15 protein-coding genes are annotated in these 22,700 nt (G+C 60.2%); 6 read left to right on the top strand and 9 right to left on the bottom strand.

The annotated features are described in order from the left end of the window. Entirely contained in the window at nucleotides 1–867 is an 867-nt protein-coding gene (hexR, locus tag BFP92_RS28565) for a transcriptional regulator HexR (protein WP_003177007.1), read from the top strand. Nucleotides 868–1,072: 205 nt separating this feature from the next. Continuing rightward, the gene (locus tag BFP92_RS32250; RefSeq protein ID WP_074854535.1) at nucleotides 1,073–1,267 is read left to right on the top strand and encodes a PA3496 family putative envelope integrity protein; all 195 of its coding nucleotides are present in this window, start codon (nucleotides 1,073–1,075) and stop codon (nucleotides 1,265–1,267) included. Here BFP92_RS32250 and BFP92_RS28575 read toward each other — a convergent pair. After that, nucleotides 1,197–2,171, bottom strand: coding sequence for a LysR family transcriptional regulator (locus BFP92_RS28575; protein ID WP_065932057.1), 975 nt, complete (start codon nucleotides 2,169–2,171; stop codon nucleotides 1,197–1,199). The two genes, BFP92_RS32250 and BFP92_RS28575, sit on opposite strands and share 71 nt — an antisense overlap. 196 nt (nucleotides 2,172–2,367) lie before the next feature. Here BFP92_RS28575 and BFP92_RS28580 point away from each other — a divergent pair, with 196 nt between their 5' ends. Continuing rightward, nucleotides 2,368–3,783 (top strand): acetyl-CoA carboxylase biotin carboxylase subunit, encoded by a 1,416-nt coding sequence (locus tag BFP92_RS28580; RefSeq protein WP_003213442.1) that lies wholly within the window; start codon nucleotides 2,368–2,370, stop codon nucleotides 3,781–3,783. Between the two features lie 11 nt (nucleotides 3,784–3,794). Beyond that, nucleotides 3,795–5,618 carry a sodium-extruding oxaloacetate decarboxylase subunit alpha gene (oadA, locus tag BFP92_RS28585; RefSeq protein WP_056860900.1) on the top strand — a complete coding sequence of 608 codons (1,824 nt, stop codon included), beginning with the start codon at nucleotides 3,795–3,797 and terminating at the stop codon, nucleotides 5,616–5,618. An 83-nt stretch (nucleotides 5,619–5,701) separates the two neighbouring features. On the opposite strand, the gene BFP92_RS28590 is transcribed toward oadA, so the two are convergent. The 3 genes from BFP92_RS28590 to BFP92_RS28600 all read right to left on the bottom strand — a co-directional run bounded on the left by BFP92_RS28590 (nucleotide 5,702) and on the right by BFP92_RS28600 (nucleotide 8,789). After that, on the bottom strand, nucleotides 5,702–6,973 hold the full coding sequence (locus tag BFP92_RS28590; RefSeq protein ID WP_065932058.1) for an autotransporter outer membrane beta-barrel domain-containing protein: 1,272 nt from the start codon (nucleotides 6,971–6,973) through the stop codon (nucleotides 5,702–5,704). Nucleotides 6,974–7,140: 167 nt separating this feature from the next. Then, a complete protein-coding gene (locus tag BFP92_RS28595) occupies nucleotides 7,141–7,971 on the bottom strand; it encodes an amino acid ABC transporter permease (protein WP_065932059.1) in 831 nt (276 codons plus the stop codon). After that, nucleotides 7,968–8,789, bottom strand: a complete 822-nt coding sequence (locus BFP92_RS28600) for an ABC transporter substrate-binding protein (protein WP_065932060.1) — start codon at nucleotides 8,787–8,789, stop codon at nucleotides 7,968–7,970. The genes BFP92_RS28595 and BFP92_RS28600 overlap by 4 nt, the downstream gene beginning before the upstream one ends. A 113-nt stretch (nucleotides 8,790–8,902) precedes the next feature. Here BFP92_RS28600 and BFP92_RS28605 point away from each other — a divergent pair, with 113 nt between their 5' ends. Continuing rightward, complete coding sequence (locus BFP92_RS28605; RefSeq protein WP_065932061.1) at nucleotides 8,903–9,802, top strand: homocysteine S-methyltransferase family protein; 900 nt, start codon at nucleotides 8,903–8,905, stop codon at nucleotides 9,800–9,802. A 3-nt stretch (nucleotides 9,803–9,805) separates the two neighbouring features. On the opposite strand, the gene BFP92_RS28610 is transcribed toward BFP92_RS28605, so the two are convergent. From BFP92_RS28610 to BFP92_RS28620, 3 genes are read right to left on the bottom strand one after another with little or no spacing between them, the layout of a single operon-like run. After that, entirely contained in the window at nucleotides 9,806–10,486 is a 681-nt protein-coding gene (locus BFP92_RS28610) for a GNAT family N-acetyltransferase (RefSeq protein WP_065932062.1), read from the bottom strand. A gap of 10 nt (nucleotides 10,487–10,496) precedes the next feature. Further along, nucleotides 10,497–10,943: a GNAT family N-acetyltransferase gene (locus BFP92_RS28615; protein ID WP_065932063.1), complete on the bottom strand. Its 447-nt coding sequence runs from the start codon at nucleotides 10,941–10,943 to the stop codon at nucleotides 10,497–10,499. After that, complete coding sequence (locus BFP92_RS28620) at nucleotides 10,940–11,578, bottom strand: FMN-binding negative transcriptional regulator (RefSeq protein WP_065932064.1); 639 nt, start codon at nucleotides 11,576–11,578, stop codon at nucleotides 10,940–10,942. The genes BFP92_RS28615 and BFP92_RS28620 overlap by 4 nt, the downstream gene beginning before the upstream one ends. 87 nt (nucleotides 11,579–11,665) lie before the next feature. Here BFP92_RS28620 and BFP92_RS28625 point away from each other — a divergent pair, with 87 nt between their 5' ends. Then, the gene (locus BFP92_RS28625; protein ID WP_065932065.1) at nucleotides 11,666–13,204 is read left to right on the top strand and encodes a MocR-like pyridoxine biosynthesis transcription factor PdxR; all 1,539 of its coding nucleotides are present in this window, start codon (nucleotides 11,666–11,668) and stop codon (nucleotides 13,202–13,204) included. Here BFP92_RS28625 and BFP92_RS28630 read toward each other — a convergent pair. Both BFP92_RS28630 and BFP92_RS28635 read right to left on the bottom strand, forming a co-directional pair. Next, complete coding sequence (locus BFP92_RS28630; RefSeq protein WP_065932066.1) at nucleotides 13,158–17,831, bottom strand: dermonecrotic toxin domain-containing protein; 4,674 nt, start codon at nucleotides 17,829–17,831, stop codon at nucleotides 13,158–13,160. The genes BFP92_RS28625 and BFP92_RS28630 overlap by 47 nt on opposite strands. 146 nt (nucleotides 17,832–17,977) lie before the next feature. After that, nucleotides 17,978–22,576, bottom strand: coding sequence for a dermonecrotic toxin domain-containing protein (locus BFP92_RS28635; protein WP_065932067.1), 4,599 nt, complete (start codon nucleotides 22,574–22,576; stop codon nucleotides 17,978–17,980). Between the last annotated feature and the right edge of the window lie 124 nt (nucleotides 22,577–22,700).

Here is a 22,700-nt window from a genome sequence, read left to right on the forward strand (position 1 = left end):
TTGAACCTGTTGCAACATATCGCCCAGTCGCGCCACCTGTTACGCAAATCGGAACTCAAGGTTGCCGATCACGTGCTGCTTGACCCTGCGGCCGTGATGCACAGTTCCATGGCCGACCTGGCCCACAGCGTGGGCATCAGTGAGCCGACCATCGTGCGCTTTTGCCGTGCCATCGGTTGTTCCGGGTTCCAGGACTTGAAACTCAAGCTGGCGCAAAGCCTGGCGGCCGGTGCGAGCTTCGGGCAGTTTGCGATCCATGAAGACGACTCCGTCGCCGACTACAGCCTGAAAATCTTCGACACCACCTTGCACACGCTGATGGAAGTGCGCGAGAAACTCGATCCGGTTGAGCTGCAAAAGGCCGTGACCGCCATGTCCCAGGCCCAGCGCGTAGAGTTTTATGGTTTTGGTGCTTCGGGTGCCGTCGCCGCTGATGCCCAGCACAAATTCTTCCGCCTGCTGCTCACCGCTGCGGCCTATAGCGACCCGCACATGCAGGCGATGTCGGCGGTGACCTTGAAGCCGACCGACGTGGCCATCTGCATTTCCCAGTCCGGGCGCTCCAAAGACCTGCTGATCACCGCCAACCTGGTGCGTGAAAGCGGCGCTTCGTTGATCACCCTGTGCCCGAGCCAGACGCCGTTGGCGGAGCTGTCCACGGTCAACCTGGCGATCGACGTGCACGAAGACACCGAGATCTACACGCCGCTGACCTCGCGTATTGCGCATCTGGTGGTGATCGACGTGCTGGCGATGGGCGTGGCCATGGCGCGCGGGCCGAGCCTGGTCAACCACCTCAAGAGCGTGAAGCGCAGCTTGCGCAGCCTGCGGTTGTCGCCCAAGTCCGTCAAAGCCCTCGACGATTAGTGGGTTTGTCGCTCCCACGCTCTGCGTGGGGGTGTCTCTTGCGACGCTCTGCGTCGCGGGACGCGGAGCGTCCAAGGCTGCATTCCCACGCAGAGCGTGGGAACGATCAGTTCAGAAGATTCATCGTCCTGTAACCCTCGCGCCGCCAAAACGTCATCCCTTGCCCCCATTCTGTACTCCCCGTACTCGCATTGGGAGACTCGAAATGGCCCGGCACTACGAAGACAGCAGCACCGTCAAAACCCGTCGTCAGCAAGAAGATCAGCGCCGCATGGCGTTCCGTCGCGCAATCGAAGACCGCTGTGAGGAGCGCCAACTGCTCCAGAGCATCAGTGACTACCCGGAACTCCACTGGCAGGCACCCGCGGCTGCCCAGCGAAGCGCTCAGCCAGCGCGCTGATCTGTACGCGTTCGCTGCGAATAAAGCCCAGGAACGCATGGGCCACCGGTGACAGGCGTTTGGCTTTGGCCTGCACCAGGCACCAACTGCGGTACAGCGGCAGTTCTTCCACCGGCAGCTCCTTGAGCCCGCCGGTGGCCAGCTCCAGGTTGACTGCGTGGCGCGTCAGCAACGCCACGCCCAACCCTGCGCTGACGCATTCGCGCTGCGCCTCGGCCGAGGCTACTTCCACCGTCTGGGTGAAGTGCACGCGTTTTTCCTTGAAGTACTCCTCGCAGGCCAGCCGCGTGCCGGAGCCTGGTTCGCGGATGAGCAGCGTGTAGGGTTCCAGATCTTGAAGGCGCAGCGGCCCTTTCAGGCTCAGCGGGTGGTCGAGCGGCGCCACGGCGACAATCGGGTTGTTCAGGAACGGCAGGAATTCCAGGCCCATGTCCTGAGGCACCATGGACATGATCACCAAGTCATCACGGTTGTCCGAAAGCCTGCGAATCACCTGGGTGCGGTTAACCACCGTGAGGTGCAACTGCACCTCCGGGTGCTGGCGTTTAAAGGCTGCGAACAGGTGCGGCACGAAGTACTTGGCGCTGGATTCCACCGCCAGTTTCAGTTGGCCTTGCAGTGAGCCCTGCATGTCCGACAGCTGCATATCGAGGTTTTCCAGGCGCCCGAAAATGTCCCGGCTGGCGCGCTGCAAGGCCTCGGCGGCTTCAGTCATGTAGAGCTTTTTGCCGACGTAATCGAACAGCGGCTGGCCGATCAGCTCTTCAAGCTGGCGAATTTGCAGGCTTACGGCGGGTTGGGTGAGAGACATTTCCTCGGCGGCGCGGCTGTAGGATCGTAAATCACACACTTCATTGAAGATCTGCAATTGACGCAATGTCATACGCATCAATGACTTACGCATTATTTAAATCCTCTCGCCCTGGGCCGTTCGGCCAACTATAAGTCTTTACTTATACACAACCCAATAATTATTGATTTTTGTTAATCCTTCGGTGCGCATAGTGTGTGTCTCGCGACTGTCATGAAACATTTGGTCACGCGCCGACTCGGATCCAACGGGTCGTAGAACGCAGCAATCGGCTCAAGGGAATTTCCAAGTGATAAAAAAGATCCTGATCGCCAACCGTGGTGAAATTGCCGTACGAATCGTGCGTGCCTGCGCCGAGATGGGCATTCGCTCGGTCGCGGTTTACTCGGACGCCGACCGCCACGCGTTGCACGTTAAACGTGCCGACGAAGCCCACAGCATTGGTGCCGAACCGCTGGCCGGTTACCTGAACCCGCGCAAGCTGGTGAACCTGGCCGTGGAAACCGGTTGTGACGCCTTGCACCCAGGCTATGGTTTCCTGTCGGAAAACGCCGAATTGGCAGATATCTGCGCCGAGCGCGGGATCAAGTTCATCGGCCCGTCGGCCGAAGTGATCCGCCGCATGGGCGACAAGACCGAAGCGCGCCGCAGCATGATCAAGGCCGGTGTGCCGGTCACGCCGGGCACCGAAGGCAACGTCGCCGATATCGCCGAAGCCCTCACCGAAGGCGACCGCATTGGTTACCCGGTGATGCTCAAGGCTACCTCCGGTGGTGGCGGCCGCGGTATCCGTCGCTGCAACAGTCGCGAAGAACTTGAACAAGCCTTCCCCCGTGTTATTTCCGAGGCCACCAAGGCGTTCGGTTCGGCGGAAGTGTTCCTGGAAAAATGCATCGTCAATCCCAAGCACATCGAGGCGCAGATCCTCGGTGACAGCTTTGGCAATGTGGTGCATCTGTTCGAGCGCGATTGCTCGATCCAACGGCGTAACCAGAAGCTGATTGAAATTGCTCCCAGCCCGCAACTGACCCCGGAACAGCGCGCCTACATCGGTGACCTGTCGGTGCGCGCCGCCAAGGCGGTGGGTTACGAGAACGCCGGCACCGTGGAGTTCCTGCTCGCCGAGGGCGAGGTGTACTTCATGGAGATGAACACCCGCGTGCAGGTAGAGCACACCATCACCGAAGAAATCACCGGCATCGACATCGTGCGCGAGCAGATCCGCATCGCATCGGGGCTGCCGCTGTCGGTGAAACAGGAAGACATTCAGCACCGTGGTTTCGCGTTGCAGTTCCGCATCAACGCCGAAGACCCGAAGAACAACTTCCTGCCAAGTTTCGGCAAGATCACCCGTTACTACGCGCCCGGCGGTCCCGGCGTGCGCACCGACACGGCGATCTACACCGGCTACACCATCCCGCCGTTCTACGATTCCATGTGCCTGAAACTGGTGGTGTGGGCGTTGACCTGGGAAGAAGCCATGGACCGCGGCCTGCGTGCCCTGGACGACATGCGCCTGCAAGGCGTGAAGACCACGGCCGCCTACTACCAGGAAATCCTGCGCAACCCGGAATTCCGCAGCGGCCAGTTCAACACCAGTTTCGTGGAAAGCCACCCTGAGCTGACCAACTACTCGATCAAGCGCAAACCCGAAGAGCTGGCCCTGGCCATCGCCGCCGCCATCGCCGCCCACGCAGGCCTGTGAGGAATACAACAATGTCCAAGACTCCTGTTTCCAAAAAAATATTCGTAACCGATACCATCCTGCGCGACGCCCACCAATCGCTGCTGGCGACCCGCATGCGCACCGATGACATGCTGCCGATCTGCGACAAGCTCGACAAAGTCGGCTACTGGTCCCTGGAAGTCTGGGGCGGCGCGACCTTCGATGCCTGCGTGCGTTTCCTCAAGGAAGACCCGTGGGAGCGCCTGCGCAAGCTGCGCGCCGCGCTGCCTAACACACGCCTGCAAATGCTGCTGCGTGGCCAGAACCTGCTGGGCTACCGCCACTACAGCGACGACGTGGTCAAAGCCTTCGTCGCCAAGGCTGCTGTGAATGGCATCGACGTGTTCCGCATCTTCGACGCCATGAATGACGTGCGTAACCTGCGTGTGGCTATCGAAGCGGTCAAAGCTGCCGGCAAACATGCCCAAGGCACCATCGCCTACACCACCAGCCCGGTGCACACCATCGAGGCATTCGTGGCCCAGGCCAAGCAAATGGAAGCCATGGGTTGTGACTCGGTGGCGATCAAGGACATGGCCGGCTTGCTGACCCCGTACGCCACCGGCGAACTGGTCAAGGCGTTGAAGGCAGAGCAAAGCCTGCCGATCTTCATCCATTCGCATGACACCGCTGGCCTGGCTGCGATGTGCCAACTCAAGGCGATCGAAAACGGTGCCGACCATATCGACACCGCCATTTCCAGCTTCGCCTGGGGCACCAGCCACCCCGGCACCGAGTCGATGGTTGCCGCCCTTAAAGGCAGCGAATTCGACACTGGCCTGAGCCTGGAACTGCTGCAGGAAATTGGCCTGTACTTCTACGCCGTGCGCAAGAAGTACCACCAGTTCGAAAGCGAATTCACCGCCGTCGACACCCGCGTGCAAGTCAACCAGGTGCCGGGCGGGATGATTTCCAACCTGGCCAACCAGTTGAAAGAGCAGGGCGCACTCAACCGCATGAGCGAAGTGCTGGCCGAAATCCCGCGCGTGCGTGAAGACCTTGGCTTCCCGCCGCTGGTCACGCCGACCTCGCAGATCGTCGGCACCCAGGCGTTCTTCAACGTGCTGGCCGGCGAGCGCTACAAAACCATCACCAACGAAGTGAAGCTCTACCTGCAAGGCGGCTACGGCAAGGCGCCGGGCACCGTGAACGAGAAGCTGCGTCGCCAGGCTATTGGTAGCGAAGAGGTGATCGACCATCGCCCGGCCGACCTGCTCAAGCCGGAGATGACCAAGCTGCGCGGCGAAATCGGCGCATTGGCCAAGTCCGAAGAAGACGTGCTGACCTACGCCATGTTCCCGGACATCGGGCGCAAGTTCCTCGAAGAACGTGACGCCGGCACCCTCACACCTGAAGTGCTGTTGCCGATCCCCGAAGCCGGCGGTGTAGCCCGTGCCGGTGGCGAAGGCGTGCCGACCGAGTTCGTCATCGACGTGCACGGCGAAAGCTACCGTGTGGACATCACCGGTGTCGGCGTGAAAGCCGAAGGCAAGCGGCACTTCTACCTGTCCATCGACGGCATGCCCGAAGAAGTGGTGTTCGAACCGCTCAACGAGTTTGTCAGCAGCGGCGGCAGCAAGCGCAAGCATGCAACCGAGCCGGGCCATGTCAGCACGGCGATGCCGGGCAACATCGTCGACGTGTTGGTCAAGGAAGGCGACGTGGTCAAAGCCGGCCAGGCGGTGCTGATTACCGAGGCCATGAAGATGGAAACCGAAGTGCAGGCAGCGATTGCCGGTAAGGTAACCGCCGTTCATGTGGCCAAGGGCGACCGGGTCAACCCTGGCGAAATCCTGATTGAAATCGAAGGCTGATACAGCCTTCGACACTACCGCTTAATCCTCGGGGGGGCAGGTGCCCCCCTTTTTTTTGCCTGAAATTTACCGATCAGCGCGGTTTAAAAATTCATCTTCCACTCGCCCGTCAGGCCCTGGCTGCGGCTCTGGGTACCGGCTTGGGCGCTGTAGGTCAGGCCGACACTGTGTTCGGTCGACAAGGCGAGGTCGAGGCCGGCTTGCATGCCGAGGCTATTGCGATCCAGCGAGGAGCCGGTGACGGTGAAGCTGTCGATGACCCCCGGTGCGGCGCGAGAGGATTGGCGCACTTGGCTGTCAACTTCTCCGTAGAGGTGCTTCCAATGGGTACTCAGGTGGGGTGTGAGGCTCATCCGATTGTCGAACCGGTACACCGTGGCCAGCCGCAGGCCAACGGTGCTGTTCAGGTTTTGCTGGGTCTGTGAGCCGACGTTCAGCGCGGTCAAACCGCCCTTTTCTTTGAACCTGTCGCGGTGATAGCGCTGATAGCCCAGGCCTGCAAAGGGCTCTACGTGTAGGTCGGCACTGCCCAATTGGTAACCCAGCTCTGAAAACACCGTTTGGCTTTGAGCGTTATAGTTGCCCTGGAGTTGCTCCTTGAAGCCGAGCAAGTTGACGTCACGTTTGTTCTTGCCCGCGTGATCGCTGTAGAACGCCCCCAGCCGCAGGGCCAATGGGCCGTCCTGACGCACGGCATAGCCGCCCAGGTGCAAGCTGTCGAGCTCGCCTTTGAAACGTTGAGCTTGCAGCTCGCTGGTGGACCTGGCACCCATTACACCGACTCGCCAGGCGTCACCCACGGCCCAATCGGCGCCCAGCATCAAGCCTTTGGTGTCGTGCTTGAGACCGTCACCGCCGCCTTGTTTATCGAGCTTGCCGCCGTTGCCCAGGCCTTGCATCCAAAAGTGGCCGTCGCCATCGTTGGGCAGCGTGCGCAGGGTTGAGAGCAATGAGTGGCTGATGTGCGCGGTGGCGTTTTGGGTCGCGCCCGCCAAGTTGGCATTCTGGCTGCCTGCCAACTGCTCGAACGTCGCACCCAGGCCGCCTGGTTGTTGGGACAGGGCGTCAGCGGCTTTTTGCAGGCTTTTGATTTCTTCCGAGGTCAGGTCGCCGGCTTGCAGTGCACGTTGCAATGCAGGTTTAAGCACCGCGGCCAGTTGCTGGCCGTTATGAGTCGTCGCCTGGTTGAAGTAGCTGTCGAGGGGGACGATCTCGGCCGGAGGCTCGTAATGCCACGGGTCATTGGCCGCGTCGAGTTCGAACTTGAAGGGAGTGGCTGCCAAGGTAAAGGGCGAACTGGCTACGCCAACAGCAAGGGCAATAGCGCGTGCAAGGTTCAGGGCGGAAAAGGGCATGAAGTCGTGACCTCTGATGAATGAGGCCGGGAATTTAGCGAGATCGCGAGGTGATAACTGTCGGGCTATCGACCCCTGGCTTGCGGGAGTTGTCTCTACTGCGGTGCGATTAAAACCGCATTTGCCTTTGGCTTGTCAGCGTGTGGTTGTGGCTGTTGCCTTGAGCGTCACCCCCGCCGCACATGGCCTTTGCCGTAGTGCCGCTCCAGGCGCGCCTGGATCAGTTCCAGCCCGAGGGACATCACCCAGTAAATGATCGCGGCGGTCGTGAGCATTTCGATGTATCGATAGCTTGATCGCCCGTAAGACTGCGCCAGGAACATCACTTCCCACACGCCCATCACCGAGATCAGGGACGAGTCCTTGAGCATGGAGATGAACTGGTTGGTGGCGGGCGGCACGATGGTGCGCATGGCCTGGGGCAGGGTGACGTGCCAGAAGATCGCGCTGTCACGCATGCCCAGGGCCAGGGCGGCTTCCCGTTGGCCGTGGGGAACACCGAGGATGCCGGCGCGGAATATTTCGCTCAGGTAAGCGCCGTAATTCAGTGAGAGCGCGATGATCCCGGCGACGAGGGCGCCTGGCACCAGGCCCAGTTGGGGCAGGCCCAGATAAATCAGCAGGATCTGGATCAACAGCGGCGTGCCGCGAAAGAACGATGCGTAAAAACTCGCAATGCCAAAGGCCACGGCGCTTTTCGACAGGCGCCCCAGCGCGGTGATAAAACCCAGCACCGACGAGGCGACTATCGAGCATAGGCACAGAAACAGCGTCAGCGCTGCGCCTTGCAAAAACCCGTTGGGCGCCAGGTGCACGCCGACCAGGTTGGGCAGCTTGTCGAGGATGATCGAGAACTTCAGGTCAAAGCTCAGGAAGAAGCTGGCGAACAGGCAAAACAGCGCTGCCCACGTCAGGTACAACCGCGTACGAAAGCCAAAGAGTCGCTGTAGCCGCGATGCGTTCACCGGCGGCTTGGGAGGTGTCGGGAAGGCGGTCATTTGCTGATATCGGCGCCGATCCATTTTTGCGACAGCTTGCTCAAGGTGCCGTCCTGTTTCAACTGTGCGAACACTTCGCGCACCTTGGCGTCCCACTGCGGGTCACCTTTCTCGATGGCCACCGAATTGGGCTCGGCATACAGCGATTCACCGGCGAGCTTGAGGCGCTTATCCTGGTTCAGGCGCGGTTGGGCCGTGACCAGGTTGGTGAGGATCGCATCCAGGCGTACACCGGCGCCCAGACCCAGGTCCTGGAAGGCGACGTTATCGGTGTCGTACGGGGCGATCTGCACATCCTCGAACGGGTACTGAAGTTGCGTTTCTTCGGCGCCTTCGATCACCAGGTTCTTGTTCAGGTAGCTTTCATAGCTGGACGCGCTGGTGAGGCCGACTTTCTTGCCGCTGAGGTCTTTGGCGCCGTGGATGCGCTCATCCTTGGCATTGACAACGATCACCGCAGGCGAGGCGTAGTACTCCACCGGGAAATCAAACACCTCGGCGCGGGCCTTGCTCGGGGTCATGGAGCAGATGCAAATATCGTAGCGCCCGCCCCATCGACCTGCGGCAATCACATCCCAGGACGGCGTTTCCAGACGCAGCTTCACGCCTAATTTCTGCGCCACTGCCTTGGCCACGTCGACGTCAAAACCATCGAGTTGGTTCTGCTCGTTGAGAAACGAGAACGGTGGGTAGCTTTCCATCAGCACGCCCACCAGTTCTTTTTTCTGCTCAACCCGGTCAAGGGTTGCACCGCCAAAGGCTTGGGTAGAGGCAGCCAGCATCGTCAGGCCCAGGGCCAACAGCGGTTTAAGTTTCACAATCGACACCTGAATAAGAAAAGGGTTGTTATTAACCGGACGGTACGCATTAAATAGTTATAAGAACGACTCTCATAGTGAGTTATTTTCATAAGCATATGAGTAAAAAGCATATGGGCGCAGCAAACGCAATAATTCTCGATGGTGGCATGGGCCGTGAACTGCAACGCCGGGGCGCGCCGTTTCGGCAGCCGGAGTGGTCGGCATTGGCGTTGAGCGAAGCGCCGCAGGCCGTTGAGGCGGTGCACACGGCTTATATCCAGAGCGGTGCCAACGTGATCACCACCAACAGCTACGCGGTTGTGCCGTTTCATATTGGCCAAGCGCGGTTTGCTGCCGAAGGCCAGGCCCTTGCGGCGTTGGCCGGTGAATTGGCCCGACGTGCGGTACAGGCTTCAGGCCAGACGGTGCGCGTGGCAGGCTCATTGCCGCCGCTGTTCGGCTCCTACCGGCCTGATTTGTTCGAGGCCGGCCGAGTCAGCGAACTGCTGACGCCACTGGTGAATGGCCTGGCGCCCCATGTCGACCTATGGCTGGCGGAAACCCAGAGTTCGATCGTTGAGGCCCGGGCTATTCATGCCGGCCTGCCGCAGGACGGAAAACCGTTCTGGCTGTCGTTTACCTTGAAGGATGAAGACACCGATGAGGTGCCACGCCTGCGTTCTGGCGAACCGGTGGCAGACGCGGCTGAAGCGGCCGCGCAACTGGGTGTGGCGGTGCTGCTGTTCAATTGCAGCCAGCCGGAGGTGATTGGCGCAGCCATTGATACCGCGCGCCAAACGTTTGAGCGCCTGGGGGTGAGCATTCAGATCGGCGCGTACGCTAACGCCTTCCCGCCGCAACCCAAGGAGGCCACCGCGAACGATGGCCTCGACCCCCTGCGTGACGATCTCGACCCGCCCGGCTACTTGCACTGGGCCGCCGACTGGCAGGCACGCGGTGCCAGCCATTTGGGCGGTTGCTGCGGGATTGGGCCGGAACACATTGCCGTGCTCGCCCAGAAGCTGGCCTAAGGCTTAGATCGCCTGGCGGCGACACTCCGCCAGGCCTTTGAGCTGACCAGAGCCGGCCTGGTTCGCTTCTGACAGCCACTCTTCAAAGCCTGCGCCCACGGTGGGCCATTCCGAATCCAGAATCGAATACCACGCGGTATCGCGATTCTGCCCCTTCACCACCATATGCTGGCGGAACACCCCTTCAAAGCTGAAGCCCAGGCGTTCGGCCGCGTATTTTGAGCGGGCGTTGCCGTTGTTGCACTTCCATTCCAGACGGCGGTAGCCCTGCTCGAACGCGTATTTGGCCAGCAGGTACACGGCCTCGGTGCTTTTCGGCGAGCGTTGCATCGGGGCGCCGAAGGTGACGTGGCCGATTTCAATGCGGCCCTGGGCCGGGACGATGGACATCAGGCTGAGGATGCCTTGCACATCGCCGCTGGCGCGGTCGATCACGCTGAGGAAATACGGGTCGCTGTTGGTGGCATGGTTGTTGAGCCAGGCATCGAACGCGGCGCGCTCGGGGAAGGGGCCGTAAGGCAGATAGTCCCAGAGTTTCGGGTCGGCGCCCGGGCCTTCGAGGGCGCGGAACAGGCCGTCGGCATGCCGCGCCGGGTCGAGTTTTTCCAGACGGATAAAACGCCCTTCCAGCAGTTGAGCCGTGGGCGCCGGGACGCCTTTCCAGTCGGCGGGTGAGATAGGCATGCTGCGCTCCTTAAAGACCTTTGCGAAATTGAATAAAACCTGGGCGTTCGGCGATGCGTTCGTACAGCGCAATCGCGGTGGCGTTGGTCTCGTGGGTCAACCAGTGCACCTTGGCACAGTTATCGGCCTTGGCGGTGGCGTAGACGAATTCGATCAATTTGCGGCCCACGCCGGTGCCGCGTTGGGCCGGATCCACCAGCAGGTCCTGCAGGTAGCAGGAATTCTCGATGCTCCAGTTGGAGCGATGATAGATAAAGTTGACCATGCCCACCGCTTTGCCGTCCTGCCAGGCGAGCGCCGAATGGGTCGGCTCGGTGGCATCGATCAGGCGTTGCCAGGTGCTTTGGCTGACGGCGTCCGGCAGTTCGGTTTCGTAGAACTTCAAGTACGCCTGCCACAGCGGCAGCCACGCGGCGTGGTCGGCGGCCGTGACCTGGCGGATGTCGATCTGACTCATTCTGAAACTCCTTGGGGAATAAAGCGCGCGAGGGTCTGGTCGCGTACATCAATGCTGGCAGCCAGGCCTTCGCGCACGCCGGCAATATCGGCTGCGCTGCGGTTTTGGCTGAGTTTGCGCTTGCCGATCAGGCGCTCGATGGGCAGGGCGAAGCCGACGATGGCCTTGAGCATGCCGTCAATGTAGTCGGCCGGGGCGTCGCTGACTTTCCATGGCTGGGCGCGGTTGCCTTCGTGGCGATCGGTGAGGGCGGTAACCACCGCGAGCAGCCGCTCGGCGTCGGTAAATACCTCAGCCTTGCCGTAGGCATGCACGGCGATGTAATTCCAGGTGGGCACCACTTTGCCGTGCTCGGCCTTGGCCGGGTAAAACGCCGGGCTGATATAAGCGTCGGCACCGGCAAAGATCACCAGTGCTTCGCTGCCATTTTGCAGCTCACGCCATTGTGGATTGGCCTTGGCCAAGTGCCCGTACAGCGTGCCATTGGGGCCTTCATCGGGGTTAAGCAGCAGCGGCAAATGGCTGGCCTGCAGGCCTTGCTCACCAACGGTCACCAACTGCGCCAGGCGGGTGTGCTGGATCAGTTGCTGCAGTTCAGGCAAATCATCGAGGGCAAAGGCACGTGGTGTGTACATGGAAATTTTCCTTGGCGAATGCCTGCATCCTAGGCAGGCTAATGGTTCGTTGTAAGAGCCATCTGGCACCAATTTCATAGGTCCAATATGTCGCCCATCACGCCGCCGCTGTCGTTCAACCCCGCAGGTATCGAGTTGGATCGTCGCCAGGGGCTTACTCGGCAACTCTACGAAGCCCTGCGCCAGCGGGTGCTGGACGGACGGCTGGTGAGCGGCACGCGATTACCCGCCACGCGTGACCTGGCGGCGGCCCTGTCGATCTCGCGCAACAGCGTGGTGCGCGCCTACGATCAGCTGTACGCAGAAGGGTTTATCGAAAGCCGAGTGGGTGACGGCACCTATGTGGCCCAACTGCCCACGGCAAAAAAACTATCCACAAAAGTATCCACAGGGTTTTCAACAGGGTTATCCCCAGCCTTATCCACAAAATGGGCGGATTTACCGGAAGATCTGGACAACGAAGTTATCCACAGTGCGGGCCTGGCGCGGGTAAAAAACAACCACCTGGCTCACCCTCCAGCCGGGCCGCCGCGGGCTTTTCGTGTGGGTGTGCCGGCCTTCGACCTGTTCCCGTTTGATATATGGGCCAAGCTGAATGGGGCGTTCTGGCGCAAGCCGAACCTGGAACTGCTGTGCTATGGCGACCCGGCCGGTGACGATCGTTTGCGCGGTCTGATCGCGGCGTATTTGCGCAGTTCACGTGGCATGCAATGCACGGCTGAACAAATTGTGATCACCAGTGGCGCACAGCAAGCGATTAGCCTTTGTGCACAGTTGCTGGTAGAGCCAGGGGACGGCGTGGCGGTGGAAAATCCCGGTTACCGCGCCGCCGGCCACGCGTTCGCCCTGGCCGGCGCGCGATTGCATGGCGTGCCGGTAGACAGCGAGGGCATGGATAGCCAGGTGCTTAACACCCTGGATGACTGTCGTGTGGCCTATGTCACGCCGTCCCACCAATACCCGTTGGGCGTGGTGATGAGCCTGGCGCGGCGCCTGGAGCTGCTGGCCTGGGCCGAGCGTAGCGGCGGTTGGATCATCGAGGACGACTACGACGGAGAGTATCGCTACAGCGGCGCGCCCCTGTCGCCGTTGGCGGCGCTGGATCGCAGTGGGCGCGTGTTGTATGTCGGCACCTTCGGCAAGGTGGCGTTCCCGGCGTTGCGCCTGGGTTACCTGGTGTTGCCACCGGGGCTGGTGCAAGCCTTCACTCGCCGCCGTGCGGTGGATATGCGCCATTCCGAAGTCAGTACCCAGGCGGTGATGGCCGAATTCATGGCGGCCGGGCATTTCCAGCGGCACATCCGCCGGATGCGTCGCGCCGCGCTCAGCCGACGCAATGCGTTGTTGGCCGGATGGCCCGCCGGGTTGCCCGGGGTCGGTGCTTTGCCCAATGTCGCGGCGGGGTTGCACATCACGGTGCGGGTGGACAGCCTGGCCCGCGAGCAGGTATTGCTGGCTCAGGCCCATGCAGTGGATGTCGAGATCAATGGCTTGAGTAGCTATTGGCTGGCTGGCACACGCCCGCCACCGGACCAGCATGCTGGTCTGGTAATGGGGTTTGCCGCCGTGCCCGAGGCAGCTATCGCGAAGGCGCTGATGCGCTTGCGCCAGGCGTGGAAGGCATAGCTGCTCTGCGGTTGAAGAACAGCGACTCGGCCAGTTGCTCGCTGATCCTGCTGCGATGGATCTCTATCAACTCCCAATCACTGGGTCCGGTGCGTTGGTGGGACCCACCGAGCCGTTGTTGTTCGCGGGTCTTGAGATGGCCCTTGGTGAAATTCTCCGGCTCGGCATCCTTGGTTTCATAATGGAAGTGCGCGAACCACAGCACAGCGCCGTTCTCCTTATCGCGAATCTCGTACTCGTCCAGGTAGTCCTTCCAGGGCCCCTTGAGGGGGCGGCGCTTGCCGACCCTGGCAATGGTGATCAGCCCTTCGCTATGCAGCCAATTCACCCGTTCGGCGGTGGGGAGCTGACGCTTGATCATGTCGATATAGGTTTTTTTACCCAACCGGTAGAAACGCTGTGCCGCGTCGTTCAGATTGCGGTTGGTCACTGCAGCGGAAGCATGATCGCTCTCCGTGAGATTGCGCTGGGTCAGCGCTTCTTCGATGTTCTTCGACGCGGCTTCCAGCGTCCTCGCATAATCATCGAACATATCTTGAACATCTTGCGCAGCGTGCCAGGGCTTCGTTGAGAAACCCTGGTATTTGCGAACTTCAGCCTTCTCGGCCTCCAACAGCGTTTTACCGGCGTTGATGCTGGTGTCCAGGTCCACGGAAACAGGGGCGGGTGGATGCAGTGGAGTTCTGTGCCGTGTGACCCAGACGCCTGGTGACTTCTCATGGAATGTGGCGATCACCTTGCCGGTCATGCTGGCCTTGACATCGACCAGGGAGCTGTCGGTTTCGCGCGGTTCACCCATGACCAAGCCGTGATGGCGTGTTTTGATTACTTTGCGCCGCGGGCGGGGCTCGGTCTTCGAGCCGCCGGGCTTGGGCTCCAGGGCTTTCTTCGCGCGCAGCAATTGCGCCAGGTCGCGCACAGCCCGCTGGCTGAACTCGCCAATCTGTTGGCGGAAACTTTCCAGGCGGCTTTTGTGCAAGTGTTGCGGGTAATCGGCGTGAAGATCGAGCAGGCGCTGGTCGGCACTGGAAAATTGCTCTACCAGGCTGTTGAGTACATCGATGCGCTCATCCAGCGATGCGCCATTACCGCGTTCCACAATCTCATTGAAACTCTCGACGTTCAGTTCGGCGCTATCGACGATCTGGCCCATCCGCTCGCGCAGCGTGGCGGGGATCTGGCGTTGCTCTTCATCGATACACAAGTAGCGGCCCAGGATGATCTCCAGGGATTTGAGTTCAGTGAGGGTTAGCTGTGGCAACTCCCCGATGGTTTTACGAATGACGGCTGCACCCTCATCTCCCAATGCTCTGAGATCGTTGAAACGGTCGTTGATGAACTGCAGGCGCTTGATGATTGCCTGGTTCAGGGTGGACAGGTCCTGGGCGCTGCGAACCTGGTTTTTATAGTCGATGTCCACCTCGGCATCGAGGATTGGGGCCGACGACTTCAGGGCCTCTCTATAACTCACCACTTGTTGATCCAAAGCGATCTGAGTCAGTTGCAATTGCTGTTTCAGGTAACCGCTCATATTGCTCTGGTAGGTGGGCACCGTGTCGATGATGCTCAAGGACTTCAGTTGGCTGATCGCTTCGTCGTACGCCGCCAGCCGGCCGTCGACTTTACTGATGAACGTTGTACGCCGCAGGTCTGTGGAAGGGCCGGGGGCAGCGTCCAGCGCAGGCTCTGCCTCAAGCACGTCCAGCTGTTGGCGGGCGGCGACCGCGTCGAAGGCGTTGAGTTGAGTCATAAGTGCCGCAATGCGCGCCGGCTGATCGATCTTGACCGCACGCCGCCGGTTTCGAAGACCGCCGCCGCGTAGCCGCAAACGGACATCGACAAACCATTGCCCCGCGAGGTTGCCGATCAGCGGGGGGCCGGTACGCGAAGGTTCTTTCGGGTCGATGATGACGACGCTGTCGTTGTCATCCACCGTGACCTCGAACCAACGCTCGCTGACCGGTGCGTACCACTTGTCTGCAAGCGGATAGAGATTGAGGTGGTGACCGGGGTTTTTATTTTGTTCACCGAGTTTTTCGGGCTTGGCGACCTTGAAACTGTCGAGCGTCTTGGCCAGTCCGAGGCGGCTGTGACTGAGGGCTCCGCGAGTGTGCACGGGGCCTTGATGCTTGGCTGAAAGTTGGCTGTCGGAAATAGTGGCCTGTTGCACTGAGGTAAGTGTCTTCTCGTTAACGGACGGCCTGCCTACCGTTTCAATCGTCGTTTTCTTTGGTTCAGTTCGGACTCTGGGGGGAGCGGATCGCTTGGGCGCTCCAGGGTGGCGCAGGGCGATGTGCAGCGTCAGTGCCATGCCGAGGTTGAGAAAGACATCCACCAACGCTGTCCAGGAGGCAGGTTGATCACTCTTGTTCACGGCCTCCTCGGCGGCCTGCAGGTCGTCCATGATTTGCCAGACCCAGGCGGCGATGCCAAGGGTGCGGCCCATGAAGGGCAGGGCGGCGTTGAAAATTTGCCAGCCGGCCTGCCGAAAGGTCGCCCAGCGTTTCTGCACGTTGGACACCGACTGGCGTGTCGCCAACTCGACCATGGCATTGGCGTTGGCCTTGAACAGCGTGGCAAAGATGTCATTGCCCATTTCTTCATCGCTCAACGTTACCGGGCCGCTCATGTACAGCACGGTCAGCGGTTCGACCAGTGCGCGCACCACGGTCCAGGGCGAAGGAAGGGTGTCGGGGAAAACGTATTGGGCGTAGTTGAATCTTTGCGCTTCAGGTAGCCAGGCCAACACCGACTCGCGCAAGGAGCGGTCATGTTTGATGGCATAGAGCAGGTTTTGCCGCGACGCAAATTGCATCAGGGCCGGCTCCAGCAATGGCCGATAGAGTACGCAGGGACCGTTGTCGGAATGCTTCGGGCCAATCACGAACATATTGGTGACCACGTCATGCTCAGGCCCGGGGCGCAGGCTGGGCACGAAGGCCAGGCAACGCATGACGATAGGGTGCCCGTCTACATGGCGCGCATGTTCATCGGTATGCATAACGGCGGCGACGTAGCGATAACCCAGCTCATCGAAGCCGCTCTGGCTTCGGATTTTCATCTGCAGGGCCAGCAACGGCAGTTGAATCTGCAGGTGGCCGATGTAGAGCTGTTGTCGGTGACTCGATTGGGTGGGGTCATCGAGCAGCTGCTGTTTGACCAGTGCGGGGTAGCGCTGGCCGATATCGATGTCCTCGATCACGTCTTTCAGGTAGCTGTAGGTCAGCCAGGCGGGGGTGTCACTGCCCCTGCCGTTGTAGTGCACTGTCACGTTGCCGGTGGGCAGGCCGGTGAGGTTTTCCAAGGCCAGGTCGATCAGGCTGCGGCGTGTGGTGTCCACGGCTCCGGGGACGATAAACGTGCCCCACAGCACTGGGCTCTCAATGACGATCTCGATGTTGTCCAGGTTCAGGCGCGCGCCCTCTTCGGGGGAGCGGATAAGGTTTTGCAGCTGCGTCCGTGCGTAGTCACGAATGGCTGGAATGCCGTCCTGAAACGTTTCGCCGTGGTAATGGCTGTGCAGTTGGGCCAGGTTGATCATATAGCGGCCGTAGGCGGCGATATCGGAGTCCGTTGCCGACGCCAGCCAGCCTGGAAGTTGTCGGTGAATATCGCGGATATTCGACAGTTGGTGATCGCTCATTTCTTCGATACTGGGCACGATGCGGGCGACCGTTGTCGCGGGCGCCTGTGCTTCGACCGGGTCCTCCAGGCCGGATTCGCCGTAACTGCCTATGGCGTCGATTTGCAACGAGATCAGATTGCAGGCCAGCGTATCGAAGAAGTTGCCGTCGGGTTCATACAAGCGCCATTGCAAGGTGGCGTCCCTGCCGGGCGCACTCATTCGTGCAGGCAGCGCGGCACCAAATTGTGCCAGTGACTCGAACGTCTCATACCCGCTCACCAACGAGTGCGTCAGGATCATCGGGCGATTGGCGTGCTCGCCCACCAATACGGTGATATCCAAGAAGCTGACATGGGTGGACAGGCCGGCGTCAAGAATGTCCACGTCGACCAGGTACGCGTGGGTCTTGTAAGGGTCTTTCAGCGAACGTCTGGCCAGGTCGGGTTCCTGGAAAAATCCACGTGCCATCGCGCTTTCGTGCTCACTCAGGCCTTGCTCTACGGTGATGTTCCACACCTTCCTCAGTGTGCTGGAAAAGGCTTGCCAGCGCGGACCGGTGGCGCCATTGGACGCGTTCCAGAAGTCCAGTTGCTGTTCCTGGAACGCAGTGAACAGCAGGTCGGACAGCTCGTTAATCAAGCGTGCGATAGCATCGATTTTCACTGCCAGGTGCACAGGAATCAGAGCGTATGGTTGCAAGGTGAGGAAGTGTTGGCCGTCGATATAGGTCACTCTCTCGCTGGACAGTGCCTGCCGGGCCAGCACGGACGTGAGCGGTTCGACAGTGGCCGGCGCACGCACGACGTCGTTGCCGACCACCTCCCATTGAGGGCTGACGACCATGGCCAGGTCGGGTTCGATATCCAGCGTGGGATATAACGCTTTGATGGCTGAGCGCAATGCCGTTGCGGCCACTTCGCGGATAGTGGGGCCACTGGTTAACTGGGTCAGCAGTTCATAGGTAGTAGGTGGACGGTGATTGTTGACAGTGTCATTGGGCATGCGCAGCTCCGTTGCATTCAATGGCCCGTACGGGCTTTAAGGAACGCGCAAGGTAGCGAGCGACGTTACCGCAGGGGCGGTAGATACGTCGCGCTGCGGCTGGCTGCGATCATGAATCGAGGGCGCGAACGCCCTCGCCTCAGGGGTTATTTCACCGTGAAAAACAACCGCCGGGCCTGGTCCAGATTGATTTCGCTGAGATACACAGCGGTTTTATGCTTCTCGCCAAGGCCGTTGAGGGTGTCGGATTGCGCGCCACCGGCGTGCTCCTGCGGGGTTTTCAGGCGCGCCCGCAGGAATGCCTTGGCGGGCACCCAGTCGGTTGAATAATGAAAGTGCGCATACCACAGCACGCTATGGTCTTCACGGTTGTGGATGGTGTACTCGTCCAGATAGTCCCTCTCCGGGCCTTTGAGCCGGCGACGCGTGACGGTTTTTTTGATGACGATTTCCTGGTGTTTCAGCAACCATTCCAGGGCATGCACCGTGGGTGGATGTTTTTTGAACAACAACGACTTGCAGCGTGAAGCCTCCTTGTAGAGGGCTTGGGCCGCCTCGTTGAGTTTTTTGTCGACAAGGGCCGCCGAGGTTTGGTGACTTTCGGTTGCATTGCCTTGGGTAAGGGCCTCTTCAATATTCGAAGACGCCTGTTCCAGTTCCAGTGCGTGCTGGTGATACAGCGCTTCTATGCCGGTAGCAGTGCGCTCCGGCTTGGCGGCTTGTTCGGTAGCACGCTGCTTGAAAGCCTCCAGTGCGTCCAACAGGTCCTGGGCTTGATTGATGCGGGTAGCGATATCGACGGCGGTGCTGGACGTTGTTTCGACCGGGTTCACGCGCTGCACCCAGACGCCTGCGGGCTTTTCGTGGAAGGTCGCCATGACCTCCTGGGTAAGCGGAGACCTGATATCCACCAGCCCGGTTTCCTCGCCCATCGCCGATAGGCGTGGGTCACCTACGAGCACACCGTTGTAACGCGTATAAATGACTTTCTTCCGGGCTTTTGGCGGGGTTGGGGGCGGGGTTGGTCGGTTTCTGAGGGCCTCGCGTTCATTGTGCAGCAGTTCCAGGTGGCCAACGGTTTCGTTGTAGAAACTGCGGATTTTTTCACGCAGGCGCGTTAGGGGAGTGGTCAGTGCAACGTTGGTAAATTCAGCCGGAAAGTCCTGCAGGCGTTCATCGAGGACATTGAACTGTTCGACCAGGCTGCCCAAGGTTTCGATGCGTTCGTCCAGGCGCGACTCGCTGCGTTCGAACAGGGTTTCACGCAAGGTCTGAATCGACAGATTGGCGCTGTCGACAATACGGTCGATGGCGTTCCAGGCATCCGGAGCCGTGGTTATGCTGTTTTCGTCCACGCACAGATTGCGCGCCAGGGTCACTTGCAGGAACCTGAGGTCGCGAGCCGTGTAAATCGGCAAGCGTTTGCGATGTTGGCTCATCGCCTTGAAGCCGGATCGCCCCATCGCCCTAAGCTGAGCGAACCGCGATTCTGTGTAGTTCAGGCGTTCGATCATGTCCTGGCTCATCTCGGTCAAGGTTTGGGCGTCCTCGATATGGCGCTCCTCGGGATGGCTGGCCTGGCGCTCAATCTGGTCCAGCACGGTTTTAAGCTTCGGCGTGAACGTGACTTGAGCTTCGCGTATGCCGGTTTCCGTCAGGTCCAACTGGGCGCCGACGTAGCGCACGACTTGCTCTTGATAGTTCGCAGTCGGGGCAAACACATTCAAGACCTTGAGTTGTTGCAGCGCCGTTTCGTAGTTATTTCGCTGGGCCTCGAGCTTTTGCAGGTAGATCTCACGGCGGGCATCGGCCGAAGTGCCGGCCTCGGGATCCTCCATCTCAGCGCGGGCCGCCTGTATCTCGAATTGCGTGGTGCTCTTGTCTTGCTCAAATGCTGACAACCGCCGCTGGGCTTCCACCGCCTTGACATCCGCTTCGGATCTGGACCTTTCCTGTTGTTTTTTCGGGCCGCCGCCGCGCAGACGCAGACGCGTGTCGATGAACCATTGGCCCTGGGCGTTGTGAATCAACGTCGGGCCCGTGCGCTCCGGTTGCCTGGGGTCGATGATGACCACCGTTTCATCTTCATCCGTGTTCACCTCAAACCAGCGCTCCCCCACGGGGGCGTAGTAGTGCTGTGCGTGCCGGAATAGGTGCTGGTGCTGGCCTGCCGCGCTTTCAGCGGTGCCCAGGCCATCGGGCTTAGTGACTTTGAAGCTGTCGAGCAGGCTGGCGAGTTCACCAGGGGCGCGCTTGATTGCGCCACTGATGTGCAAGTGAGGTGAATGTTTGGACGCCAACGCCTGGGTCAGGGACGGTTGTTGTTTGACGGTGACGTCTGTGGCGCTCGTCGGCTGCGGCAGGGTTGGCTGGGCCTTGCGTGGGTAGCCGGGACGGTGGCTGCGGCTGGCGACGTGCAAGGTGATGGCCATCCCCAGGTTGAGCAGAACATCGGTGAGCGCCGACCACTCGGCTTGCTGCTCACCGTGCTCCCGGGCCTCGATAAAGTTCTGCAGTTGATCGACCACCTGCCAGATCCACGCCGCCGTGCCCACGGTACGGCCGAGAAAGGGCAGCACGGCATTGAACATCAGCCAGCCGGCTTGCTTGAACGTGGCCCAACGGTTTTCGGCATTGGAAACCGATTGCCGATCCGACAGTTCGATCAAGGCATCGGCGTTGGCTTTGAACAGTGTGGAAAAACGATCGCCGTTAAGCACTTGTTCACCTAACTCCATGGGGCCGCTCATGGTCCATAGTTTGTCGGGCTCGATCAGGTAGTCGGCCACTTGCCAGGGCGTAGGCAGTGCGCCGGGGAATACGTAATTGGCGTAGTCGTTACGCACCGCATCCGGTAGCCAGGCCAGTACCGACTCGCGCAGGGTGCTCGATTGCGAAATCCCATAGATCAGATTGGCCGGGGTCGGGAACTGTATCAGGGGCGGTGTGAACATCGGTCGATACAACAGGCATGGGCCGGCCGTCTGGTCCTCGGGGCCGATCACGTACATGTTGGCAACGGTGTCCAATGTCGCTTTCGCGCGCCGCAGGGGCCGGAACGCCAATGGCCTGAGCACAATGGTTTGCCCGTCAATCTGGCGGTCAGTGGCCTGGTCTTGTAACACCGCCGCCACATAACGGTAGCCTCGCTCGTCAATGCCTTCTTGCTGGCGAATCTTGGCTTGCAAGGCCTGCATAGGCAGCTGGATACGCAGGTGTTGGCTATAGAGGGTTTTACGGCGTAACGACTCCTGCGGGTCGTCCAACAGTTTTTGTTTGATCAACGCGGGATAGGCACTGCCGATATCGGCATGGGTGACCAAGTCTACAAAATAGTTGGAGTTCATCCACCCAGGCAGTTTGAAACCACTATCGGTCTCGACGGATCGGCTGCCGGTCGGCAGCGCAATCAGGTTTTGCAAGGCCAGTTCTACCACGCTCAAAGAGGTGGTTTCGAACTGCCCCGGCACCACAAAGGTGCCCCAGATGACCGGGCTTTTCACCGTCAGGCGGATTCTATCCAAGGGAACGTTGGCGCTGGCAGGATGATCCTTGATCATTTGCGCCTTGATCACCTTCAATGCGTAGTCCCCGATGGAAGGGACGTCGTCGAGGTAGGAACGGCCGGCGTTCTGGTTGTGCAGGGCGGCGAGGTCCTTCAAGTGCCGAGCAAAGAAGTTCTGGTCGGCGATGGACGCCTTGGTCAGCCACTCGGGCAACTGGTTCTGATACCAGGCAAGCCCCGGGCCTTTTTCAGGGGCAAGGGGGGCGATGGCTGGCGGCGTGCCGAGGACGACATCGGCGTTATGGGTTTGGCGCAGGTCCGAGAAGTCGATTGCACCCACGGCCTCGATCAGCACGGACACCATCGCGCAGGCCTGATGATCGAAAAAGTCGCCATCAGGCTCGAACAGACGCCAATGAATTTCCTGGTTCGAGGCAGAGGCTGGCAGGTGCAATGACAATGAATTGCCCAGGTGCTCCAGCGAGGGAAATTTTTCATAGCCCTTGAGCAGTGAATACATGAGGATCGACTGCTGCCCTTCATGTTCGCCGAGCAGTACCGCGATCACGACTTCATTCTGGTGGGTCATGTGGTCAGCGTCGACGCGGTCGATATCGATCAGGCAGGCCTTGAGGTTGTATGGGTCTTTGCCCTTCCTGTCGGCTTTATCGGGGTGGGTGAACAGGGTGCGCGCCATGGCGCACTCGGTGGTGCTCCAGTCGTCTGCAGTCTCGACATTCCAGACCTCCCGCAACATGCTCGACAACTCGTGCCAATGGGGGCCGCTACTGTTGGTTTGATTCCAGTAGGCGACCAACTGTTGCTGGAAGGCCCGCAGCATGACGGGGGCCAGCAGGTTGAGGGTTTTGGCGATTTCACAGATACGCACGGGCAAGTGAACTGTCGGCTCGACGATCGGTTGCTGGGTGAGAAAATGTTCGCCCTCGATGTACAACGCCGGCACTGACAGAACTGCCTGTTTGGCGAGGATGTCGCTGAGGGCCTTGTACTCCGTGGGCCCGGCGACAATCTCGTCGTCAATCAGTTGCCAGGTCGGCGTACCGACCATGGCGATGTCCGGGTCGATATCCAGCGTTGGGTACAGTTCCCGCAGTGACTGGCGCAACAAGGCCGATGCGGTTTCCCTGAATGAAGGGCCGACATAGAGTTGGGTGAACAGCGCTGAGCGCTCATCCAGCCGTTTAGCGTTCGTGTGGTTATTTGCAGCGGGTGAGGTCATGGTATGGCTTCCCTGTCTGGCCGGTTGATGGAGATAGCCCGAGGTACAGGCTCGGGATTTCCATGCTAGGGCTCGGCCAGCCAGGGAGGCGGTGCTTACATAGGCCTGCTGTTAAAGGCAGGTG

Source organism: Pseudomonas sp. 58 R 3 (assembly GCF_900006605.1).
Classification (GTDB): domain Bacteria; phylum Pseudomonadota; class Gammaproteobacteria; order Pseudomonadales; family Pseudomonadaceae; genus Aquipseudomonas; species Aquipseudomonas salomonii.

What these genes read in the sequence shown, in the direction of transcription:
- oadA (WP_056860900.1), top strand. Translation starts at nt 3,795, where the DNA reads ATGTCCAAGACTCCTGTTTCCAAAAAAATATTCGTAACCGATACCATC.
- BFP92_RS28635 (WP_065932067.1), bottom strand. Translation starts at nt 22,576, where the DNA reads ATGACCTCACCCGCTGCAAATAACCACACGAACGCTAAACGGCTGGAT.
- BFP92_RS28620 (WP_065932064.1), bottom strand. Translation starts at nt 11,578, where the DNA reads ATGTACACACCACGTGCCTTTGCCCTCGATGATTTGCCTGAACTGCAG.
- BFP92_RS28625 (WP_065932065.1), top strand. Translation starts at nt 11,666, where the DNA reads ATGTCGCCCATCACGCCGCCGCTGTCGTTCAACCCCGCAGGTATCGAG.
- BFP92_RS28615 (WP_065932063.1), bottom strand. Translation starts at nt 10,943, where the DNA reads ATGAGTCAGATCGACATCCGCCAGGTCACGGCCGCCGACCACGCCGCG.
- BFP92_RS28595 (WP_065932059.1), bottom strand. Translation starts at nt 7,971, where the DNA reads ATGACCGCCTTCCCGACACCTCCCAAGCCGCCGGTGAACGCATCGCGG.
- BFP92_RS28605 (WP_065932061.1), top strand. Translation starts at nt 8,903, where the DNA reads ATGGGCGCAGCAAACGCAATAATTCTCGATGGTGGCATGGGCCGTGAA.
- BFP92_RS28575 (WP_065932057.1), bottom strand. Translation starts at nt 2,171, where the DNA reads ATGCGTAAGTCATTGATGCGTATGACATTGCGTCAATTGCAGATCTTC.
- BFP92_RS28630 (WP_065932066.1), bottom strand. Translation starts at nt 17,831, where the DNA reads ATGCCCAATGACACTGTCAACAATCACCGTCCACCTACTACCTATGAA.
- BFP92_RS32250 (WP_074854535.1), top strand. Translation starts at nt 1,073, where the DNA reads ATGGCCCGGCACTACGAAGACAGCAGCACCGTCAAAACCCGTCGTCAG.
- BFP92_RS28590 (WP_065932058.1), bottom strand. Translation starts at nt 6,973, where the DNA reads ATGCCCTTTTCCGCCCTGAACCTTGCACGCGCTATTGCCCTTGCTGTT.
- BFP92_RS28610 (WP_065932062.1), bottom strand. Translation starts at nt 10,486, where the DNA reads ATGCCTATCTCACCCGCCGACTGGAAAGGCGTCCCGGCGCCCACGGCT.